Below are 20,151 nucleotides of genomic sequence, written 5' to 3' on the forward strand. Positions count from 1 at the left end.
ACGGCATGTCAGAGGGCCATTCGACTGCGCTCGGCAGACTTCTCGATCTCGAGAACGGCACCGCAGCCAGATGACCCGGCTTGGAAGTCCAGAACATGCACCTGGGTCGAGTTCCAAGCCGGGTACGGCACCCAGCGTGCCCAGCACTGCCCAGATGAACCCCTTGCCGCCGAGCCCTTTCAGGCCGGTAACCACCGAGGCAGTCAAGCCCCGTTCACGGCCGACCGTCGAGCGCAGTCAAATGGCCCCTGTCTACGGCGTGTCGCACGGCAATTTGACTGCGCTCGCCACCTTCCTCGGCGTGTCGCGCTGCGACACAATGGCATTCAAGGGGCTGCCGAGCTTGTTGCTGGACTGGTGGTGCGGCTGTGAGGTGGCCGGATTCGGCAGTGGGGTGGCGCGGGCGTCAGGTGGTGAACTCGTCGGCGAGGGTGTTCCAGAAGAGGAGTTCGTAGCTTTGGAAGAGGCGGGCGTAGAGGTGGGCCGCAGCGGGGTCTAGGCGGCCGGAGTCGAGACCGGCCTGGATGGCGGCTAGTGCTTGTTGTTCGATCTCGGGGACGTCGGCGGCGAAGAAGTCGAAGAAGGCGCAGGCGTCGTCGTCGAACCCGTAGTGGTCGCGCATGCCTGCCGCGATGGCCTTGCAGTAGGAGCCGAATGCGGTGAAGTTGGCGTAGATACCGGCGGCCGCTGCTGCGGATTCCCCGTTGAGCGCCAGCCATGCGACGTAGGCCGGGTATGCCTGGCAGCCTGGGCGCGGTAGTTCCGTGCCTGGGTCCGGTCCGGCCGCGGCGACGAGTGCGTCGAGCAGACCGAGCGCCTGCCGCTCGCCGGGGGCGAGCCCGCCGAAGAACTCGCGGGCGTGCGGTTCGTCTGCGCGCGCGGCCATTTCGTGGAAGCTGCGCCAATCGCTGCGGGTGATCCGCTGCTCCTCCGCGGCGATCGCCGCGAAGACGCCCCGCTGTGCCTTCCCCGCCGAAACCAGCGGAACAAGTCGATTGTCGTCGTCACGCGGTGCGAGTTCCGCCTGAATCCGATCGAGCAATTCCCGTGCACCAGTGCCCATCTGAACCTCCGGAGGTCACCTCCCATTCAACGCTGCCCAGCGCGCGACCGCACCCACTTCCCACAGCGGCCGAAGGTCGCTTCGCGCAGGGCAAGGGCGACTCGGAGGCGACTGCGCCCACTGTCAGCCGTGGCCGAAGGTCGCTTCGCGCTGGGCCGGAGCGCTGGCGAAGTCTGAGGGGCGCACTCAACTTCCCGCAGCGGCTGAAGGTTGAGCCGCACGCCCTTCGATTGCGGGGCGCCGAAGGGGTGCGGGGACGCGAAAGGCGCTGCCTGCGAACGGGTTCGCGGGCAGCGCCTTTCGGATGGTGTCAGCTGTAGATCTTGTCGACCTCGTCGGCGTACTTCTTCATGACGACGGCGCGCTTGAGCGACATCTTCGGGGTGAGCTCGCCGGTTTCCTGGGTCCAGTCGACGGGCAGGATGCGGATCTTCTTGATCGCCTCCGCGTGCGAGACCTTCTTGTTGGATTCGGCGACGGCGGCATTGATCTCCGCGACCAGCGCCGGGTTCTCGATCAGCTGCTCGATCGGGGTGTCCGCGGCGACGTTGTTGCGTTCCTTCCAGCTCGGCAGCGCCTCGGGATCGAGGGTGATCAGCGCGGCGATGAACGGCTGCCCGTCGCCGACGATCATGGCCTGGCTGATCAGCGGGGTGGCGCGCAGGTCGTCCTCGAGCATGCCGGGGGAGACGTTCTTGCCGCCCGCGGTGACGATGATTTCCTTCTTGCGGCCGGTGATGCTGATGAAGCCCTCGTCGTCGATCGCGCCGAGGTCGCCGGTCTTGAACCAGCCGTCGGCGAACGCGTCGGCGGTGGCCTCCGGGTTGCCCCAGTAGCCGCTGAAGACGACCGGGCCGCGCAGCAGCAGTTCGCCGTCCTCGGCGACCTTGGCGGCGTGGCCGGGCAGCGGCTGGCCGACGGTGCCGACCTTGATGTGCGACGGCGTGTTCACCGAGACCGCCGCGGTGCTCTCGGTCAGGCCGTAGCCCTCGTAGATGGTGACGCCGGCGCCGCGGAAGAAGTGGCCGAGCGTCGCGCCGAGCGGTCCACCGCCGGAGACCGCGGACAGGCAGCGCCCGCCGAGCGCCTCGCGCAGCTTGCCGTAGACCAGCTTGTCGAACAGCGCGTGCTTGAGCTTGAGCACGATGCCCGGCCCGCCCGACTGCAGCGCCTGGCTGTAGGCCACGGCGGTGTCGGCGGCCGCGTCGAAGATCTTGCCCTTGCCGCCGTCGTGTGCCTTCTGCTTGGCGGCGTTGAACACCTTCTCGAAGACGCGCGGTACCGAGAGGATGAAGTCCGGCCGGTACTTGCCGAACTGCTCGACCAGCGTCGACCAGTCGGCGGTGTGCGCGACGGTGACGCCCGCGTCGAACGCGGCCAGCGCGACGGCGCGGGCGAAGACGTGGGCCAGCGGCAGGAACAGCAGCGAGGTGTTGCCCGGCTTGAGGAACTGCGGCATCGCGGCGCGGCAGGCGGCGGACTCCGCGTACATCTGCGAGTGCGCGAGCATGACGCCCTTGGGGCGGCCGGTGGTACCGGAGGTGTAGATCAGGGTGGCGGGGGACGCGGCCTTGACCTGCTTGCGGCGCTCGGTCACCACCTCGTCGGCCAGTTCGGCGCCGCGCTCGGTCAGCTCGGTGACGGCGCCCTTCTCCAGCAGCAGCGTCTCGCGCAGCTCGGGCAGGTCGCCCTCGATCTCGGCGATGGTGGCGCGCTGCTTGGCGTTCTCGACGACGAGCAGCTTGGTGGCGGAGTCCTGCAGGATCCACTTGGCCTGCTCGGCGGAGGAGCTGTCGTAGATGGCGACGGTGCAGCCGCCCGCGGCCCAGATGGCGAAGTCGAGCACGACCCACTCGTACTGGGTGGGGGCGAGGATGGCGACGCGGTCACCGAGCTCGATCCCGGAGGCGATCAGGCCCTTGGCCACGCCGGTGACGGCCGCGGCGAATTCGGCGGCGGTGACGTCGGCCCACCCGCCCTTACCGTCCGGCCTGTTGAAAACCACCAGGCCGGGCGTCTGCTCGGCGTGCCGGAAGGCGCCGTCGGACATGTTGGCGTCTTCGGGAATGGTGTAGGAAGCCGGAACTTCGAACTCTCGCATCGGTGCGGTGCCCTTCCAGGTGGGTTTACTGACCAGTAATCTACGACACCTATCGCCGGGCGGTCGGGCCGGACCATAGGTTCCACCCCGCCGACGCGCTTTCAGTGGGCGGGGTCGCCATCCTCGCGAGTGCTGACCGGCTCGACGGCTTCGCGCAGGAAATCGGCGAGCTCGACCACCGCGGCCGCCGCTTCGGTGACCAGGGCGGCCTGCAGTTGCGCCACATGCCAGAGTCCGTGGCTCTCGGTGAACCGCACATCGACGCCCGACTCCCGCAGCCCGGCCACCAACGCGACGCACTGCTCGTAGAGCATCTCGCTCACATCGACCTGGACGTAGGTCGGCGGCAGTCCGTCCAAGCCGCCGAACAGTGGCGCGTAACCCGGGGTGCGATCGTCGCCGTCGCCCAGATACGCCGCGGCACAGGCGTGCATCAGCGGATTGCTGAGCACCAGATCCCTCGGGCGGTCCGGGATCGCCTTCGGGTTCACCGCCGGTGCGATCAAACCCAGTGCGGCGGGCCGGATTCCGTGCCGGTCCCGCAGCCGCTGGGCCAGCGCGAGCGAGAGTCCGCCGCCCGCCGAATCGCCCGCGATGGCGATCCGGTTCGGCGGATGGCCGAGGGCGACCAGCTCGAGGAACGCCGCCTCCGCATCGTCCACCGCAGCGGGACAGGGATGTTCCGGCGCCAGCCGGTACTCCGGCAGGTACACCGGGTAGCCGGTCGCGCGGGCCAGGTGCGCGGCCAGCGAGCGATGCGAGGTGATCGAACCGAACGTGTATCCGCCACCGTGCAGGTAGAGCACAACGCCGGTATCGCCCGGGCGCTCGGCGCCGTTGGCGCCCACCGTGATTCGCGCGGCGGGTCGGCCGCCGAGCCGCAGCCGCTCCAGGTGTGTCCCGGTCGGCAGCGCCTGGCCGAGGGCGACGACGTCGACCAGTTTCCGCAAAATCGGCCGGGGCAGCCGGTGGTGCAGCGTGATCCGGAAGACCGGGTTGAGCACGGTGCGGGCGATCGGTAGTGGAATCGCGATGTCGCGCATGGGTTTTCTTTCGGTCAGTGCCGATCAGGGCAGTATGCGGCGGTTCACCACGGTGGCGATGCGCTGATAGCCGGACGCGGTGACGCGCACGAACATGTCGAGCAGCTTGGCCTCCCAGCCGATCAGCACCCGGCCGTGCCCCTTGCGCACGCCCTCGGTGATGGTCTGCGCGGCCATTTCCGGGGTGTGGATGGCGAGTTTCGCGTCGAACATCGCCGCGGCCTTCTTGCCGTCGATGCCCTCGGCGTAGGTGGAGTTGCGCGCCACAGCGGTCTTGATGCCGCCGGGGTGCACGCAGGTGACCTTGACCGGTTCCCTGGCGACGAGCATTTCCTGGCGCAGCGACTCGGTGAAACCGCGCACCGCGAATTTGGCCGAGTTGTATGCGCTTTGGCCCGGCACCGCGATCAGCCCGAACAGGCTGGAGACATTGACGACGTGCCCGTCGCGGGATTCGATCAGGTAGGGCAGAAATGCCTTGGTGCCGTTGACGACGCCCCAGAAGTCGACGTCCATGATCCGTTCGATGTCCTTGAACTCGGACTTGATCACATCGCCGTGGTAGGCGATACCGGCGTTGTTGTAGATCTGGTGCACGACACCGAAGTGCTTCTTGACCGCGTCCGCGTACAGCAGCACCGCCTCGCGCTCGGCCACGTTCAGCCGATCGGATTTCACCTGCGCGCCGAGCTTTTCGCAGCGGCGCACGGTCTCCGCCAGCCCTTCGGCGTCGATATCGGAGAGCGCGAGCTTGGCGCCGCGCTCGGCCAGGTTCTCGGCAAGCGCACGGCCGATGCCGGACCCTGCTCCGGTGATCACACAGACTTTGCCTGCGAAGTAAGCATCATTGCGCCCACTCGTCACCCGACCACCGCCCCCCACGGAATCGCTTCGCGATCCTGTGTTCATACCGCCACCACTTTCAAATCGTTCCGCGAAACGCCGGAGGTCGTTTCGTATGCGCTTACATCGAATGTCTTGGTCAGCCTACGGAATTCGAAGGTGAAATCCGGCCAGAGCGTGGTGTTGTTGCCGTGCTTGTCCAGATACCAGCTGGCACAGCCGCCGGTGAGCCACACCGACTTGGCCAGTTTCGCTTGCAGGCCTTTGTTGTAGGCGTCCTGGGCGTCCCGGCGCACCTCGACGGTGCGCAGGCCCATCCGGTCGACGGTGGACAGCGCGTCGGCGATGTAGTTGATCTGCGATTCGATCATGTACACCATCGAGGTGTGGCCGAGGCCGACGTTCGGGCCGAGCAGGAAGAACATATTCGGGAAATTGGCGACGGCCGCACCCTTGTACCCCTGCTGGCCCACCTCGTCGAACACCTCGGCCAGCGTGCGGCCGTCCCGGCCGACGATGGTGTCGTAGGTCGGCGAATCGGTGACGTGGAAGCCGGTCGCCACGATGAGCGCGTCGATTTCGCGTTCGGTGCCGTCCTCGGTGACGATCGAGTTGGACCTGATCTCGGCGATGCCGTCGGTGATCACGTCGACGTTGTCGCGGCTCAGCGCCGGGTAGTACTCGTTGGAGATCAGCATGCGCTTGCAGCCGATGCGGAAGTTCGGCGTCACCTTGGCGCGCAGCTTCGGGTCGCGGATTTCGGTGCGTAGCTTGGCCTTCGCGAGCAGTTCGAAGGCCTGCATCAGCGGCGGGAACTTGGCGAGTCCGACGACCTGGGTCTCGCGCGCCGCGTAGATGGCCGCGCGCGAAAGGCGTTGTACGCCGGGCAGATACTTGAAGGCCAGCCGCTCGGGCAGCAGGTAGGGGCGGTCCATCCGCGGCAGCAGCCACGGCGCGGTGCGCTGGTAGACGTCGAGCGTGGCGACCTGGGGTGCGATGGACGGCACGATCTGGATCGACGAGGCGCCGGTGCCGATGATGGCGACCCGCTTACCGGTCAGGTCGGCGTCGTGGTTCCAGCGCGCGGAGTGGAAGGTCTCGCCCTCGAAGGTGTTGATGCCCTTGATATCCGGCAGCGCGGGCTCGCACAGCGCGCCGACCGCGGAGACCACCGTGTCGGCGGTGAAGCTGCCCTTGCTCGTCTCGATCTCCCACCGGGCGGTGTCGCCGTTCCAGTGCGCGGCGGTGACAGCGCAGTCGAAGATGTGTTTGTCCAGCACGTTGTACCGCTTGGCGACGCCCTGGATGTAGGACTGGATCTCGCCCTGCTTGGAGAACGACCGCGACCAGTTCGGGTTGAGTGCGAAGGAGTACGAGTACAGCTGCGACGGCACGTCGCAGGCGGCGCCGGGGTAGGTGTTGTCGCGCCAGGTGCCACCGACATCGCTGCCGCGTTCCAGCACGAGGTAATCGGTGCGGCCCTGTGTGCTCAACCGGATCGCCAGCCCGAGACCCGCGAACCCGCTGCCGATGATGATCGTCTTGGCATGGCGGACGGGCCGGTTGCCGACAGCTTTGTCTGTAACCTTGCGACTCATGTAGCCGAGGGTAGGTGCTTATTGAGCGGGAGTCAACAGTATTGACTCGTGTTCAGTAAGCTGGAACGCGTGAGTAACAGCAGCAACGGTGACACCGTCAAACGCACGCGGCTCAGCCCCGACGAGCGCCGCATGCAGCTGATCACCCTCGGCACCAAGATGCTCAGCGAGCGCGCGCTCGAGGACATCTCCGTCAGCGAGATCGCCGAACAGGCGGGTATCTCGCGCGGCCTGGTGTTCCACTACTTCCCGACGGTGCAGGACTTCCACCTGGCGATCCTGCGCAATGCCAACTCCACGATGCTGGAGCGCACCGCGCCCGACCGTGAACTCGGCCTGCTCGCGATGCTGCGCGATTCGATCGAGCGCTACGTCGACTACGCGGGCGAGAACCACACCTCCTACCGTGCGCTGCTGCGCGGCCCGGCCAGCACTGCGCCCGAGGTGGTCGATCTCGTCGATCAGACCCGCGACGCCTTCGTCGCGGTCATCCTCGCCGAGGTGCCGATCCCCATCGAAGATGCCGACCGCCCCCGCCTGACCCTGGCCATGCGCGGCTGGATCGCGTTCGTCGAGGAAACCACCCTCACCTGGCTGCGCCGCGCCCCTGTCACCCGTGACCAGCTCGTCGACCTGCTGGTCGAATCCCTACTGGCCCTGGCAGTTTCGCTGAACCCGGCGCTCGCCGCCGCCTTCCGCGACTGAGCTGTTCCCGCGTCGGCCGGAGTCCGGCGTGGACCGCCGTCGGCCACACTAGCCAAATTTGGCTAGTGAAGCTACGCTGGTCGAGCTAGTCCAATTTGGTTAGTTAAGGAGATGGCCATGCCCTCGTTGACGCCCTACGTGATGGTGGAAAGCGCCAGCGCGTTCACCGACTTCATCGAGCACACCTTCGATGCCGAGATATCCAATGTTGTTCCCCTGCAATCAGATCCGGAGCGGGTGATCCATGCCCAGGCGCGGATCGGGGATACCACGCTGTACTTCGCCGACTCCGGTCCGACCGGCGGCCAGTGCCGGCCGACACCCGCCGAACCGGCCCATATCCACCTGTGGACGGTCGTGCCGGATCCGGAGGCGGTCTACGCGCGGGCCATCGCCCGCGGCGCGGCGTCCGCGATGGAGGTGACGATCCAGCAGGATGGCCGCCGGATGGGCGGCTTCGTCGACCGGTTCGGCACACTGTGGTGGGTCACCGAGGCCGCCTGAGAATCGATAGGAGACACATGTCGACGGTGCGACTGCTCGCGCTCGGTGCGGTGCGGCGGCGCGGCCTGGCGCACGGCTATCAGGTTCGTGCCGACCTGGAGTCCTGGGGCGCCCACGAATGGTCGAGTGCCACATCGGGTTCGGTGTATCACGCGCTCAAAGCCATGACGCGGGAAGGCCTGCTGGTCGTGCACGAAACCAGCCCGAGCGAGGCGGGCGGTCCACCGCGCATGGAATACGAACTGACCGGGGAGGGTGAACAGGCGTACTTCACCCTCCTCCGGTCGGCACTGACCAACCGCGACCCCAAGCTCGACCTACTCGCCGCCGCAGTCGGTCTCATCGACGATCTGCCGCGAGCCGAGGCCATCGACCTGCTCCGGCAACGCGCCCGAATCATGGACGAATGGCGGGCGAGTATCACCGCTCATCTGCCCCCGGATACCGACCTGGGCACCTGGGGCCCGGTCGGTGAGGTCATCGGCCTGTGGCAGCACACCGCGAACAGCCGCGCCGAATGGACCCACCGCCTACTGAAGCGCTTGCAGGACGGTGACTTTCGCATGGCCGACGATTGACGAAGCGTCGGCCGGGTTGGTCACGGCAGCAGGTGGGTGAGGTGGGGGACCGCCTCCACCGGATGACCTGCCTGAATGGATTCGTTGACCGGTTGATACCACCAGCCCTGCTCGGTCTTGACCAGCTTGCCGAGTACGAAACCGGTGAAACCCGCTGCGGCCGAGAGATTGAAGCGGGCGAACTCGACGTTGGCGACGCCATCCACCAAGCGGCAGAACGCATTGTGGATCTCCCCGAAGGGCTGACCCGAGTACGAGGTGACGATGAAGAAGATGCTGGTGATCTGCGGAATCAGGCGGGTCAGATCGACGGTGATCTCCTCGTCGTCCCCGTCGCCCTCACCGTTGGTGCTGTCGCCGAGTAGTCGGACCGCCCCGTCCTGGGACATCATCTGGTCGAAATACACCACGTCGACGATGGCCTCGCCGGCGAAGAGCAGGGCCGCGGCATTGAGATCGATATCCGGCTTGGTCCCGAAGAACAGATGCCCGTCCGGCGCCGGGTCCCACCCCAAACCCATTGTCACAAAGGCGAGCCCGGCTACATTCTGATTCTCCAGCACTACGAACACGGTCCTTCGACTCGGTGCGACCACGGCACAACCGTCATCGCACCGCCTTACCCTTTCCGGTCCACCTTATGCGCTGAACCCCGCCATGGCCGTAGCCGGTGGCGGGGCAGCGCACCAGGCCGGTTACAGGCACAGGCCGCCGAGGTTCACCGCGACGACCTCGATACTGCTTGTGCTGGTGCGGTATTCGGTGTCGTCGTCGTAGTAGACGGCGTTGATGACGTGGTGGCCCGCGGTATCCGGGATCCAGAGCATCTGCGCGGAGCCGTTGGACACCGGCGCGGTGCCGACCACCGACCCGCGCTCGTTATCGGCCAGCCTGCTCACGAACAGCACCGAGCCGCGCGAGACCGGCGTGCCGTCAGGCTGTTTCACCGTCGCCCGCGCGGTGGAGCCGCAGCCGACGGCCGCGGTGTTGGTGGCGCTCAGCGCCGAATCGGTCATCGTCATCGTCAGGCTCGGCGCCGCCGTCGCGGCCGCCTGTGGCGCCCCGACGAGCGATACCGCCAAACACACCCCACCGAGCACCGCACCGGCCGCGCCGCGCGAAACCCTGAATCCGAGCATTCGTACCCACCTTTCGCTGTGCCGTCCCGGCCCGATCGCGACCGGGTTCTCGATCGGGCGGCACGCTACCCGAGTGGCGGCCGAACTCGGCGCAGGCGGTGCGGTGCGTATCGCGGACACTTCGATCGCCTCGATGCGCCGCACCGAGCGAAAAAACAACGCCGGGTGCGAATCACGCTCCGGAGAGCGTGATTCGCACCCGGCGTGCGGGGCAGCGACTATCAGGCCGTCGGTTCGAAGGCCTCGTCGATGATCTCCTGCTGCTCCACCGCGTGCACCTTGCTCGAACCCGAGGACGGGGCCGACATGGCGCGGCGCGAGATGCGGCGCAGCTTGGTGAAGCGCTCCGGCAGCAGCTCGGGCAGGTTCAGGCCGAAGAACGGCCAGGCGCCCTGGTTGGCCGGTTCCTCCTGGACCCAGGCGATATCGGTCGCGTTCGGGTAGCCCGCCAGCGTCTCGTTCAGTCGGAACTTCGGCAGCGGGTACAGCTGCTCGATGCGCACGATGGCGACATCTTCGCGCTTCTGCTTGTTCTTCTCCGCGGCCAGTTCGTAGTAGAGCTTGCCGCTGGTCATCAGGATCCGCTTCACCTTGCTGCGGTCGCCGATGCCCTGTTCGTAGGCGGGCTCGTCGAAGACCGAACGGAACTTCGACTCGGTGAAGTCCTTGACCTCCGAGACCACGGCCTTGTTGCGCAGCATCGACTTCGGGGTGAAGACGATCAGCGGGCGGCGGATGCCGTCCAGCGCGTGGCGGCGCAGCAGGTGGAAGTAGTTCGCCGGGGTGGACGGCACGGCGACCGTCATCGAACCCTCGGCGCACAGCTGCAGGAACCGCTCGATGCGCCCGGACGTGTGGTCGGGACCCTGGCCCTCGTGACCGTGCGGCAGCAGCAGCACGACGTCGGAGAGCTGACCCCACTTGGCCTCACCCGAGGAGATGAACTCGTCGATGATGGACTGCGCGCCGTTGACGAAGTCACCGAACTGCGCCTCCCACAGCACGAGTGCGTCCGGGTTGCCCAGCGAGTAGCCGTATTCGAAGCCGACGGCGGCATATTCGCTCAGCGCCGAATCGTGCACCGCGAACCAACCGGGGTTGGTGCTGCCGATGTTGTGCAGCGGGGTGTACTCCTCGGCCGTCTTGCGGTCGATGATCACCGAGTGGCGCTGGGTGAACGTGCCGCGGCGCGAGTCCTGACCGGTCAGGCGCACCGCGCGGCCCTCGTCGATCAGCGAGCCGAAGGCCATCAGTTCGGCGAAGGCCCAGTCGACCTTGCCCTCGTAGGCCATCTCGCGGCGCTTCTCCAGCACCGGCTTGACGCGCGGGTGCACGCTGAAGCCGTCCGGCACGTTGAGGAACGCGTCACCGATGCGCTGCAGCACGGACTTGTCGACGGCCGTCACGACGGTGGTCGGCACCTGCTGGTCGTCCTCGACCGATTCGCTCGGCTCCGGGGTGTACTTCTCCAGCTCGCGGACCTCGTTGAAGACCCGCTCCAGCTGCCCCTGGTAGTCGCGCAGCGCGTCCTCGGCCTCTTTCAGCGAGATGTCGCCACGGCCGATCAGGCTCTCGGTGTACGCCTTGCGCACCGAGCGCTTGGTGTCGATGACGTCGTACATGTACGGCTGGGTCATCGACGGGTCGTCGCCCTCGTTGTGGCCGCGGCGGCGGTAGCAGATCATGTCGATGACGACGTCCTTGCGGAACTTCTGCTTGAAGTCGACCGCCAGGCGCGCCACCCAGTCACAGGCCTCCGGATCGTCACCGTTCACGTGGAAGATCGGCGCGCCGATGAACTTCGCGATATCGGTGGAGTATTCGGTGGAGCGGCTGTTCTCCGGCGCCGTGGTGAAGCCGATCTGGTTGTTCACCACGATGTGGATGGTGCCGCCGACGCGGTAGCCGCGCAGACCCGACAGGTTCAGCGTCTCCGCCACCACACCCTGGCCCGCGAACGCGGCATCGCCGTGCAGCATCAGCGGGACGACGGAGTAGCCCTCGGGGCCGTCGCCCTTGTCCAGCAGATCCTGCTTCGCGCGGACCAGGCCCTCGAGCACCGGGTCGACCGCTTCCAGGTGCGACGGGTTGGCGGTCAGCGAGACCTCGATCTCGTTGTCGCCGAACATCTGCAGGTAGGTGCCGTGCGCGCCGAGGTGGTACTTCACGTCGCCGGAGCCGTGCGCACCGGCCGGGTTCATGTTGCCCTCGAACTCGGTGAAGATCTTCGAGTACGGCTTGCCGACGATGTTGGCCAGCACGTTCAGGCGGCCGCGGTGCGGCATGCCGATGACGACCTCGTCGAGCGAGTGCTCGGCGCACTGGTCGATGACCGCGTCCATCATCGGGATGACGGCCTCGGCGCCCTCCAGCGAGAAGCGCTTCTGCCCGACGTACTTGGTCTGCAGGAAGGTCTCGAAGGCCTCCGCCGCGTTCAGCCGGTTCAGCACGTACTTCTGCTGTGCGATGGTCGGCTTGACGTGCTTCTGCTCGACCCGCTCCTGGATCCACAGCTGCTGCTCGGTGTCGAGGATGTGGGTGTACTCCACACCGACGTGGCGGCAGTAGGCGTCGCGCAGCACCGAGAGCACGTCGCGCAGCTTCATCTGCTCCTGGCCGTGGAAGCCCGCGACGTTGAACGTGCGGTCCAGGTCCCACAGGGTCAGGCCGTGCTGGGTGACATCGAGGTCGGGATGGCTGCGGAACTTGTCCTTCACCAGCCGCAGCGGATCGGTGTCCGCCATCAGGTGGCCGCGGTTGCGGTAGGCCGCGATCATCTCCAGCACGCGGGCGCTCTTGTCGACGCCGCGCTCGCGCACATCCTTGCGCCAGCGGACCGGCTCGTACGGCACGCCGAGGCCGTGGAAGATCTCGTCGTAGAAGTCGTCGGAGATCAGCAGGTTGTGGATGGTGCGCAGGAAGTCGCCGGACTCCGCGCCCTGGATGATGCGGTGATCGTAGGTCGAGGTCAGCGTCATCAGCTTGCCGACGCCGAGGTCGGCGATCCGCTCGTCGCTCATGCCCTGGAACTCGGCCGGGTATTCCATCGCGCCCGCGCCGATGATCGCGCCCTGGCCCGGCATGAGGCGCGGCACCGAGTGCACGGTGCCGATGGTGCCCGGGTTGGTCAGCGAGATGGTGACGCCGGTGAAGTCATCGATGCCCAGCTTGCCGTCGCGTGCGCGCCGGACGATGTCCTCGTATGCGGTGTGGAACTGGCCGAAGGTCATCGCCTCGCAGCCCTTGATGGCCGCGACCACCAGCGAGCGGTTGCCGTCCTTGCCCGCGAGGTCGATGGCGAGGCCGAGGTTGGTGTGCGCGGGGGTGACCGCGTTCGGCTTGCCGTCGATCTCGGCGAAGTGCCGGTTCATGTTCGGGAAGGCCTTGACGGCCTGCACGATCGCATAGCCGAGCAGGTGGGTGAAGGAGATCTTGCCACCGCGGGTACGGGCCAGGTGGTTGTTGATGACCAGCCGGTTGTCGATCATCAGCTTCGCCGGGATGGCGCGCACGCTGGTCGCGGTCGGGATGGTCAGCGACGCCTGCATGTTCTTGACCACAGCGGCGGCGGGGCCGCGCAGCACCTTCGACTCTTCGGCGGGTGCGGCGGGCTTCGGCGCGCCGGAGGTCGGTGCGGCGTTGGAGGCAGGCGCAGGCGTGGTCTGCGGTGCGCGGGTGGTCGCCGCGGGGGCGGCGGCCGGCTTCGTGGGAGCTGGGGCGGGAGCCGGAGCCGGAGCTACTACCGGAGCGGGAGCCGCGGGCGCTGCAGCCGGAGCCGGGGTGGCTGCCTGCGCGGGTGCGGCGGGAGCGACCTGGCTGTTACCAGAATCACTCGTCGCATCGGGGGTGTAGTCGGCCAGGAACTCGTGCCAGCTTTCGTCGACAGAGGATGGATCCTGTTTGAACTTCTGATACATCTCATCGACTAGCCACTGGTTCTGTCCGAACTGGGAAGTTGAGCTGCTCACAGCAGGTGTTCGCCTCATTTCGTTCTTCGCGCTGCGACGTTTGTGACGTGCCCGGCACGGGGATCAGCGGATACGCGCCAATGCGCCCTATCTGAGGATAGGCCCAGCAGCAAATCGGCGGATCTACCGACCACCGGACCGACCCGACTCCATTGATGACGACCCGTCCGTTACCGAGAATATTCCTTCTTGTGCCCCCGCCGCCGCCCATAGGTGGCTATACGGTCCATCCGTTTCCAGGAGCTCGGCGTGCGTGCCGATTTCCGCGATCCGACCGTGATCGACGACGGCGATCCGATCGGCCCGCGCCGCCGTCGCGAGCCGATGCGCGACGACGACCGTGGTCCGCCCGCGTGTCAGCGATCGGCTGGCTACCGACACCGCGGCCTCGGTATCCGGGTCGAGTGTGGCGGTCGCCTCATCGAGCAGCAGCAGATCCGGCCGCACCAGTTCGGCGCGGGCCAGTGCGATCAGCTGACGCTGCCCGGCGGACAGGCCACGCCCGCGCTCGCCGACCGGCTGACGCACACCGTGCGGGAGCGCGGCGATCATGTCGGCCGCGCCGACCGCGCGGGCGGCCTCGGCGATCTCGTCCTCGGTCGCCTCCGGCCTGCCGAAGGCGATATTGCTCGCCACGTCGCCGGTGAACAGGTGCGCTTCCTGCGGGACGATGCCGAGGCGGGCGCGGTACTCGGCGAGCCGGTAATCGCGGATGTCGACATCGTCGACGCGAATGGATCCGGTTGTCACACAGTGCTCATCTGATCGGGCGCCGTGATCGTTGCAGTCGGAGTTCGCTCGGTGGTCCGCTGTCGGCAAGTCGTACAGACGTGCCAGCAACTTGACCACCGTCGACTTGCCCGCGCCGGTGGCGCCGACCAGCGCGAGCGTCGAGCCGGCCGGGATGTGCAGCGAGACACCGTCGAGCGCCGCGGTGGTGGTGCCCGGATAGTGGAAACGCACGTCGTCGAAGGTGACCGCGCCGCGCAGCCGTCCGGTGATCGGGGCCGCGTCCACCGGATCCTGGGCGATCGAGGACGGGGTGCGCAGCAGCTCGCCGATCCGGCGCAGCCCGACCCTGGCCTGCTGGTAGCCGTCGAACACCTGCGACAGCTGCAGGATCGGGCCGAACAGCAGCTGCAGATACAGCACGAAGGCGACGAGGGTGCCGGGGCTGGTGCTGCCGTGTGCGACCTCGCGCGCGCCGACGAACACCACGGCGGCCAGCGCCAGATCCGCCCAGGTGACGACGAACGCGAAGTACAGCGCGATGGCCCGCTGCGCGCCCATCCTGCTGTGCCGGTACCGGTCGGAATACTCGGCGAAGCGCCGCGCCGCGACCGGTTCGTGCCGGTTGGCCTGGACGGCGCGCAGGCCGGCGATGTTCTCCTGGAAGTCGGCGTTCACCGTCGAAACATGCTCGCGCGAGACCGAATACGCGGTCGCCGACACCCGGCGGAACAGCGCGGTCGCCAGCAGCAGCGGCGGCAGCGCGAGCAGCACCACCGCGGCCAGCGACGCATCGATGACCAGCAGCGCCACCGCGATGCCGACCAGCGTGAGCATGCCGATCAGCGTGCTGGCGACGCCGGTCTGCAGGAACGTCGACAGCGCGTCCACGTCGGTGGTCATCCGAGTCATGATGCGGCCGGACAGTTCTCGCTCGTAGTAGTCGAGGCCGAGCCGCTGCAGATGCGCGTAGCTGCGGATACGCAGCCCATAGAGCACGCGCTCGCCGGTGCGCGCGGTGAGCACGATGGTCGCCGCGCCGATCGCCCAGCCGGACAGCGTCAACAGCGCGCCGATCACCGCGGCGCGGGCGAGCGCGCCCGAATCCCGGCCGGTGACACCGTGATCGATGGCATAGCGGACCAGCGGTGGGAAGGCGACGCCGACGATCGCGTCCAGCGCGAGCAGGGTGATCACGGCGAGCACCAGCCAGCGCACCGGGCGGAGCAGCCTGGTCAGCCGGAAGGCGGGATCCGGCGCGCGCAGCCGCTGTTCGTCGAGGCCGGGCCGTTCGGTCGCCGGTGGCAGTCGCTCGACATCGCGGAGCAGTTCCGGTGTTTCGCTGAGATCCATCGCGGCGCGCGAGGCGCCGCCGATGCCCGAGTCAACCGCGCGCGTCGGCGCCGAATGATCTTCCGGCAGCACCGAATTCGGTGCGGGGAGCCGGATCACCCGATCGGCGTGCGCGAGGGTGGATTCGCGGTGGGCCAGGATCAGCGTGGTGCGGCGGTGTTCGGTCTGGTCGGGCAGCGCGTCGAAGATGGCCGCCTCGGTCACCGCGTCGACCGCCGAGGTGGCGTCGTCGAGCACCAGGATGCGCGGGCGTGCGAGCAGTGCCCTGGCCAGCGCGACGCGCTGCCGTTGCCCGCCGGACAGCGTCAGCCCGCGCTCGCCGACCACCGTGTCGTAACCGTCCGGGAGTTCGCCGATGAATTCGTCGGCGGCCGCCGCCTTCGCCGCCTGCCTGATCTCCGCGTCGGTGGCCTCGGGCCGACTGAGCGCGATATTCGCGGCGATGGTGTCGGAGAACAGGAATGGGTCATCGAAGACCACTCCGATCGCCGCGCGCAGCTCCGACGCGCGGACATCGGCGATATCCACCGCGTGGCCGAGGCGTTGCGGCCCTTCGAAATCCGGTGGATCGATGGTGAATCCGGTTGTGGCTAGGGCGGGTTCGGCGCCGAACAGGCGGATGCTGCCGGAGTCGGGGGCGTAGAAGCGCGGGAGCAGCAGGGAGAGGGTGGATTTCCCGGAACCGGCCGGGCCGATGATCGCGACCGTCTCGCCGGGACGGATGGTGAGGTCGAATTCGCGGAGCACCGGGCGATCCGGATCGAATCCGAAAGTGAGCGCGTCGAATTCGATGCCGAGGGGGCCGTCGGGAAGTTCGGCGGGTTCGGGTGGGTCGGTGACCACCGGTGCGGCGTCGACCACCTGGTAGACGCGTTCGGCGGCGGCACGGGTCAGCTGCGCCATGAGCACGATCGAGGCCATCTGGCGCGCGGTGTTGGTCATAGTGGCCACGTAGGCGGCGAAGGCAACGAAGGCGCCGATGCCGAGCGCGCCGTGCAGCGCGAGCAGTCCGCCGAGCGCGATCACCGCGACCAGCCCGGCCTGCGGGACCGCCGACACCGTCGGTCCGAACCGCGCGTCGATACCGGCCGCGCGCATGCGCTCGGCGTAGAGCTTTCGGCTGTGCCGCTCCAGCACGGAAACCATCCGCGCTTCCTGTCCGAAGCCCTTGACCACCCGCACCCCGGTGACCGTCTCCTCGACGTGCTGGGCCAGATCCGCGGCCCGCTGCTGGGCCGACCAGGTGGCGGCGTACACCTGCGGCCGCATCCGGTACACGATGGCGGCCATCGCGGGCACCACGAGCAGCGCGACCACCGCCAGCGGCGGCGAGAGCCACACCATGACCGCCGCCGCGAGCAGGAACTGCAGCAACGCCATCCCCGACAGCGGCACCATCGCCAGCAGCCCTTGGACGAGTTGCAGGTCGGTGATCGATCGCGACACCACCTGACCCGTGCGGATCCCGTCCTGCCCGGCCCCGTCCAGCCGCTGCATCGATTCGAGCAGCCGTACCCGCAATTCGTGCTGGACGTGCAGCGCGAGCTTGCCCGCGAGCATCCGCCGCCCGAACGAGACGAGGAATCGGCCGACGGCCAACGCCGCGAGCAATCCCGCGACGAGGCCGATCACTCCGGTGTCACCGATGCCGGCGGCATCCACCGCGTACTTGGTGAGCAACGGTGCGGCGATGTCGACCACCGCGCCGGCGAGCACCGCGACGCCGATCCCGGCTAATGTCCGGCTATGCGATCGGCATTCGGCCCACAGCCGCCGTATCCACCCCGGTTCTCCACTGCCCCCACTCATATTCATCCACGGTAACGACGCTTACCGACACCCGCTTGTTCCCCCGCCTCTCCCCGGCACCAGTGGCCAATCCCACACTTTCGCCAGGGCCGCACCCAGCCGAGCGCAGTCGAATGGTCCTCCGTTACGGCGTGTCGAAGGGCCATTCGACTGCGCTCGACGGGAGCCGAGGCACGCCGATGCAGCCGGTTGCTCGGCGGGCGGTCAGAGGTCGCGGCGGCGGACGGAGAGCCAGGCGGCGCCGCCGAGGGCGACGGTCCAGAGGACCAGGATCACCAGGGCGGCGGGAGTTGGGGCGAGGAAGCGGTTTTCGGAGAAGGAGCCGACGGCGACGGTGCCGATGGTGGCGGAGCCGGGGAGGATGGTGGCGATGCCGGGGGAGCCCGCGCCGTAGGTGGCGGCCCAGAGCAGCGGTTCGACGATGACGAGCCAGCCGAGGAGGGCAGCGACGGCGAGGGTCGATGAGCGCAGCAGCAGGCCGAGCGCGGTGCCGATGACGGCCCAGCAGATCGCCGTGAGCAGTCCGCCGCCGAGCACCGCGAGTAAGCGCAGACTGAAGTCGAATTTGCCGCGCCCGAAGGCGAGCAGGCACACCATCGCGGCCACCTCGACGACGAGCGCGGTGCCGAGGGCGAAGCAGGCGGTGACCGAAAGTTTCGCGGCGACAAGGCGATCCCGGTTCGGCGTGAACAGCGCGGTGATCGGCATCGTCTGATACCGGTACTCCGCGCCCGCCGTGGCCGCGGCGAAGACGCCGACCCCGACGAGCACCGCGATCACGCTCAGATACAGCCCGATCGTCGCGGTTCCGGTGGCGGGCTGGCCCTTCGGGTCCTGCTCGCCGGCGAGTATCGCGGTGACGGCGCTCGCGACCAGCGCGACGGCGACGAGTACCGCGCCGACGATCCGGCCGGACACCAGCGTGGTGACCTTGCGGACCTCGGAGTCGACCGCGGGGACGAGGTCCGGCGGCAGGGTGAGGATCATCGTGGGATTCCGTAGGGCGTCGGTGTCGGATGGTGGGGTGCCGGATGGTTGGCCGCGCTACCGGCGGACGCGGGTGCGGCCGGTTTGTTGAGCAGTGACGCGAGCACCCGGTCCGGATGGATCGCGTCGGTGACGATGCTGTCCACCCGCACGCCCGCCGCCACGGCGGCATCCCTGATCTGCGCCTCGCTGGCATCGGCCACCGCGAGCCTGCCGTCGGGGCGGATCACCGCGTCGGTGAGCCCGCGCGCGGCGAGCATGGTGGCCAGCGCGATCGGCGTCGCGGCGGCCACCACGAGACGGTCCGGGTGACTGCGCCGCAGCCGCGACGGACTGCCCTGATAGACAACCGAACCCGCGTTCAGCACGATCAGCTGATCGGCGCCGGGCAGCACGGCGGACAGGGTCTGGCTCGACAGCAGCACCGTGCCGCCGCGCCGGGTGTGCCTGCGCAGGAAGTCCTGGAGCCAGCCGCGCTCGGCGGGTTCGAGTCCGGCCATCGGATCGTCGAGGACGAGCAGTGGCGGATCGCCGAGCAGCGCGGTCGCCAGCGCGAGCCGGGTCTGCGGGCCGATCGGCAGCGCATCGGTCTTGACCCCCGCCTGCTCGCCGAGGCCGACCATGTCGAGCACCTGCTCCACGCGTAGGTCGCCGATCCCGGCCGCCGCCGCGTACACCCGCAGATGGTCGCGGACGGTGCGGCGGGGGAGCAGTCCGCGCGGCATCAGCATGCCGCCGACCAGATGCGTCGGTCCCGCCGCCGGTTCGCTGCCGAGCCGTCGCTTGCCCGTGCCGGGACCTTCGACCTCCACGGTGCCCGAGGTCGGCGCGAGCAATCCGAGCACTATGCGCAGGATCGTCGTCTTACCCGCGCCCGCCGGTCCCACCAGCGCGGCGGTGGCGCCCGCGGTGACGGAGAAGCTCACCTCCGTCACCGCGGGCACCGTGCGGAACTGCTTGGAGAGCTTTTCGACGGTGAAAGCCTTCGACCGCACCGAGCTCATCGCGTGCTCGGCGGTTTCACCTGATCCAGCGAGGGCAGCGGGTCGGCATCGATCACCAGCCGTTCGGGCCAGGTGGCCGGTGCGGGCCCGAATGCCTTGCGCGCGTTGTTGACCGTGCCCTTGCCGAGCGTGCGGTTGCCGACGCCGCCGATCACCGCGCCGATACCCGCCGGGATCACCTTGCCCGCGGCCAGCGCCATGCGCTTGGTGAGGAAGCGGATGATGAACCGCTTCATCAGCGAGTCGTTCATGCCGGACAGGCCGGGGATCCGGGTCGCGAGCAGCGTGCCCCAGTTCTTGGCGGAGTGCCCGACGGTCTTCTCGACGATCTCCATGCCGGAGTCGCCGAGTACGACGGCGAGCACGAGCGCGCGGCGAGTTTCCTTGTCCTGCGGGGAAACTCCGTGCACCGAGGCCACCGCGAGGGTGAACACGGCCGAGGCCTCCAGGAAGAACACGGTTTCCGCGCCGACCGCGGCGAGCGAGGCGACGGTGCCGACGCCGGGCACCGCGGCGGCGGCGCCGACCGCGCCGCCGCTGCCGGTCACCGCGAGCAGGAACTGGCGCTCCAGCCTGGCGACGATCTGCGCCGGGCTCTCGTCGGGATGTGCGCGCCGGACCCGGTCGACGTACTTGGCGACCGCGGGCGCCTGTAGCTGTGCCCCGTTCTCGAGCAACGTGACAACGGTCTTCTCGAACGCGCCATGCCTCATCGGCAACACCCCTT

General features: G+C 68.2%; 15 protein-coding genes. 3 read left to right on the plus strand and 12 right to left on the minus strand.

The window, feature by feature from the left end; genetic code table 11:
- Positions 1–406: 406 nt before the first annotated feature.
- From ACIG5A_RS32880 to ACIG5A_RS32900, 5 genes are all read right to left on the minus strand, one after another.
- Positions 407–1,063, minus strand: coding sequence for a hypothetical protein (locus tag ACIG5A_RS32880; protein WP_397247256.1), 657 nt, complete (start codon positions 1,061–1,063; stop codon positions 407–409).
- A gap of 310 nt (positions 1,064–1,373) precedes the next feature.
- Entirely contained in the window at positions 1,374–3,164 is a 1,791-nt protein-coding gene (locus ACIG5A_RS32885) for an AMP-dependent synthetase/ligase (RefSeq protein WP_397247258.1), read from the minus strand.
- A 101-nt stretch (positions 3,165–3,265) separates the two neighbouring features.
- Positions 3,266–4,207 (minus strand): alpha/beta hydrolase, encoded by a 942-nt coding sequence (locus tag ACIG5A_RS32890; protein ID WP_397247260.1) that lies wholly within the window; start codon positions 4,205–4,207, stop codon positions 3,266–3,268.
- A 24-nt stretch (positions 4,208–4,231) separates the two neighbouring features.
- A complete protein-coding gene (locus ACIG5A_RS32895) occupies positions 4,232–5,116 on the minus strand; it encodes an SDR family NAD(P)-dependent oxidoreductase (protein ID WP_397247262.1) in 885 nt (294 codons plus the stop codon).
- Positions 5,113–6,648 carry a flavin-containing monooxygenase gene (locus ACIG5A_RS32900; RefSeq protein ID WP_397247264.1) on the minus strand — a complete coding sequence of 512 codons (1,536 nt, stop codon included), beginning with the start codon at positions 6,646–6,648 and terminating at the stop codon, positions 5,113–5,115. Before ACIG5A_RS32900 ends, ACIG5A_RS32895 begins: the two co-directional genes overlap by 4 nt.
- A 69-nt stretch (positions 6,649–6,717) precedes the next feature.
- On the opposite strand from ACIG5A_RS32900, the gene ACIG5A_RS32905 reads away from it, so the two are divergent.
- The 3 genes from ACIG5A_RS32905 to ACIG5A_RS32915 all read left to right on the plus strand — a co-directional run bounded on the left by ACIG5A_RS32905 (position 6,718) and on the right by ACIG5A_RS32915 (position 8,435).
- Entirely contained in the window at positions 6,718–7,353 is a 636-nt protein-coding gene (locus ACIG5A_RS32905; RefSeq protein WP_397247266.1) for a TetR/AcrR family transcriptional regulator, read from the plus strand.
- 117 nt (positions 7,354–7,470) lie between these two features.
- Entirely contained in the window at positions 7,471–7,857 is a 387-nt protein-coding gene (locus tag ACIG5A_RS32910) for a VOC family protein (protein ID WP_397247268.1), read from the plus strand.
- A 17-nt stretch (positions 7,858–7,874) separates the two neighbouring features.
- A complete protein-coding gene (locus ACIG5A_RS32915; RefSeq protein WP_397247270.1) occupies positions 7,875–8,435 on the plus strand; it encodes a PadR family transcriptional regulator in 561 nt (186 codons plus the stop codon).
- A 20-nt stretch (positions 8,436–8,455) separates the two neighbouring features.
- On the opposite strand, the gene ACIG5A_RS32920 is transcribed toward ACIG5A_RS32915, so the two are convergent.
- From ACIG5A_RS32920 to ACIG5A_RS32950, 7 genes are all read right to left on the minus strand, one after another.
- A complete protein-coding gene (locus ACIG5A_RS32920; RefSeq protein ID WP_397247273.1) occupies positions 8,456–8,998 on the minus strand; it encodes a TerD family protein in 543 nt (180 codons plus the stop codon).
- A gap of 132 nt (positions 8,999–9,130) precedes the next feature.
- Positions 9,131–9,574, minus strand: coding sequence for an Ig-like domain repeat protein (locus ACIG5A_RS32925; RefSeq protein ID WP_397247275.1), 444 nt, complete (start codon positions 9,572–9,574; stop codon positions 9,131–9,133).
- Positions 9,575–9,795: 221 nt separating this feature from the next.
- Positions 9,796–13,560, minus strand: coding sequence for a multifunctional oxoglutarate decarboxylase/oxoglutarate dehydrogenase thiamine pyrophosphate-binding subunit/dihydrolipoyllysine-residue succinyltransferase subunit (locus ACIG5A_RS32930; protein ID WP_397247277.1), 3,765 nt, complete (start codon positions 13,558–13,560; stop codon positions 9,796–9,798).
- A 105-nt stretch (positions 13,561–13,665) separates the two neighbouring features.
- Complete coding sequence (locus ACIG5A_RS32935) at positions 13,666–17,433, minus strand: ABC transporter ATP-binding protein (protein ID WP_397247279.1); 3,768 nt, start codon at positions 17,431–17,433, stop codon at positions 13,666–13,668.
- Between the two features lie 204 nt (positions 17,434–17,637).
- On the minus strand, positions 17,638–18,420 hold the full coding sequence (locus ACIG5A_RS32940) for an ABC transporter permease (RefSeq protein WP_397247281.1): 783 nt from the start codon (positions 18,418–18,420) through the stop codon (positions 17,638–17,640).
- Positions 18,417–19,424: an ATP-binding cassette domain-containing protein gene (locus ACIG5A_RS32945; RefSeq protein ID WP_397247283.1), complete on the minus strand. Its 1,008-nt coding sequence runs from the start codon at positions 19,422–19,424 to the stop codon at positions 18,417–18,419. The genes ACIG5A_RS32940 and ACIG5A_RS32945 overlap by 4 nt, the downstream gene beginning before the upstream one ends.
- Positions 19,421–20,137 carry a hypothetical protein gene (locus tag ACIG5A_RS32950; RefSeq protein WP_397247285.1) on the minus strand — a complete coding sequence of 239 codons (717 nt, stop codon included), beginning with the start codon at positions 20,135–20,137 and terminating at the stop codon, positions 19,421–19,423. Before ACIG5A_RS32950 ends, ACIG5A_RS32945 begins: the two co-directional genes overlap by 4 nt.
- Positions 20,138–20,151 lie beyond the last annotated feature (14 nt).

Source organism: Nocardia sp. NPDC052566, from assembly GCF_044547285.1.
Taxonomy (GTDB): Bacteria; Actinomycetota; Actinomycetes; order Mycobacteriales; family Mycobacteriaceae; genus Nocardia.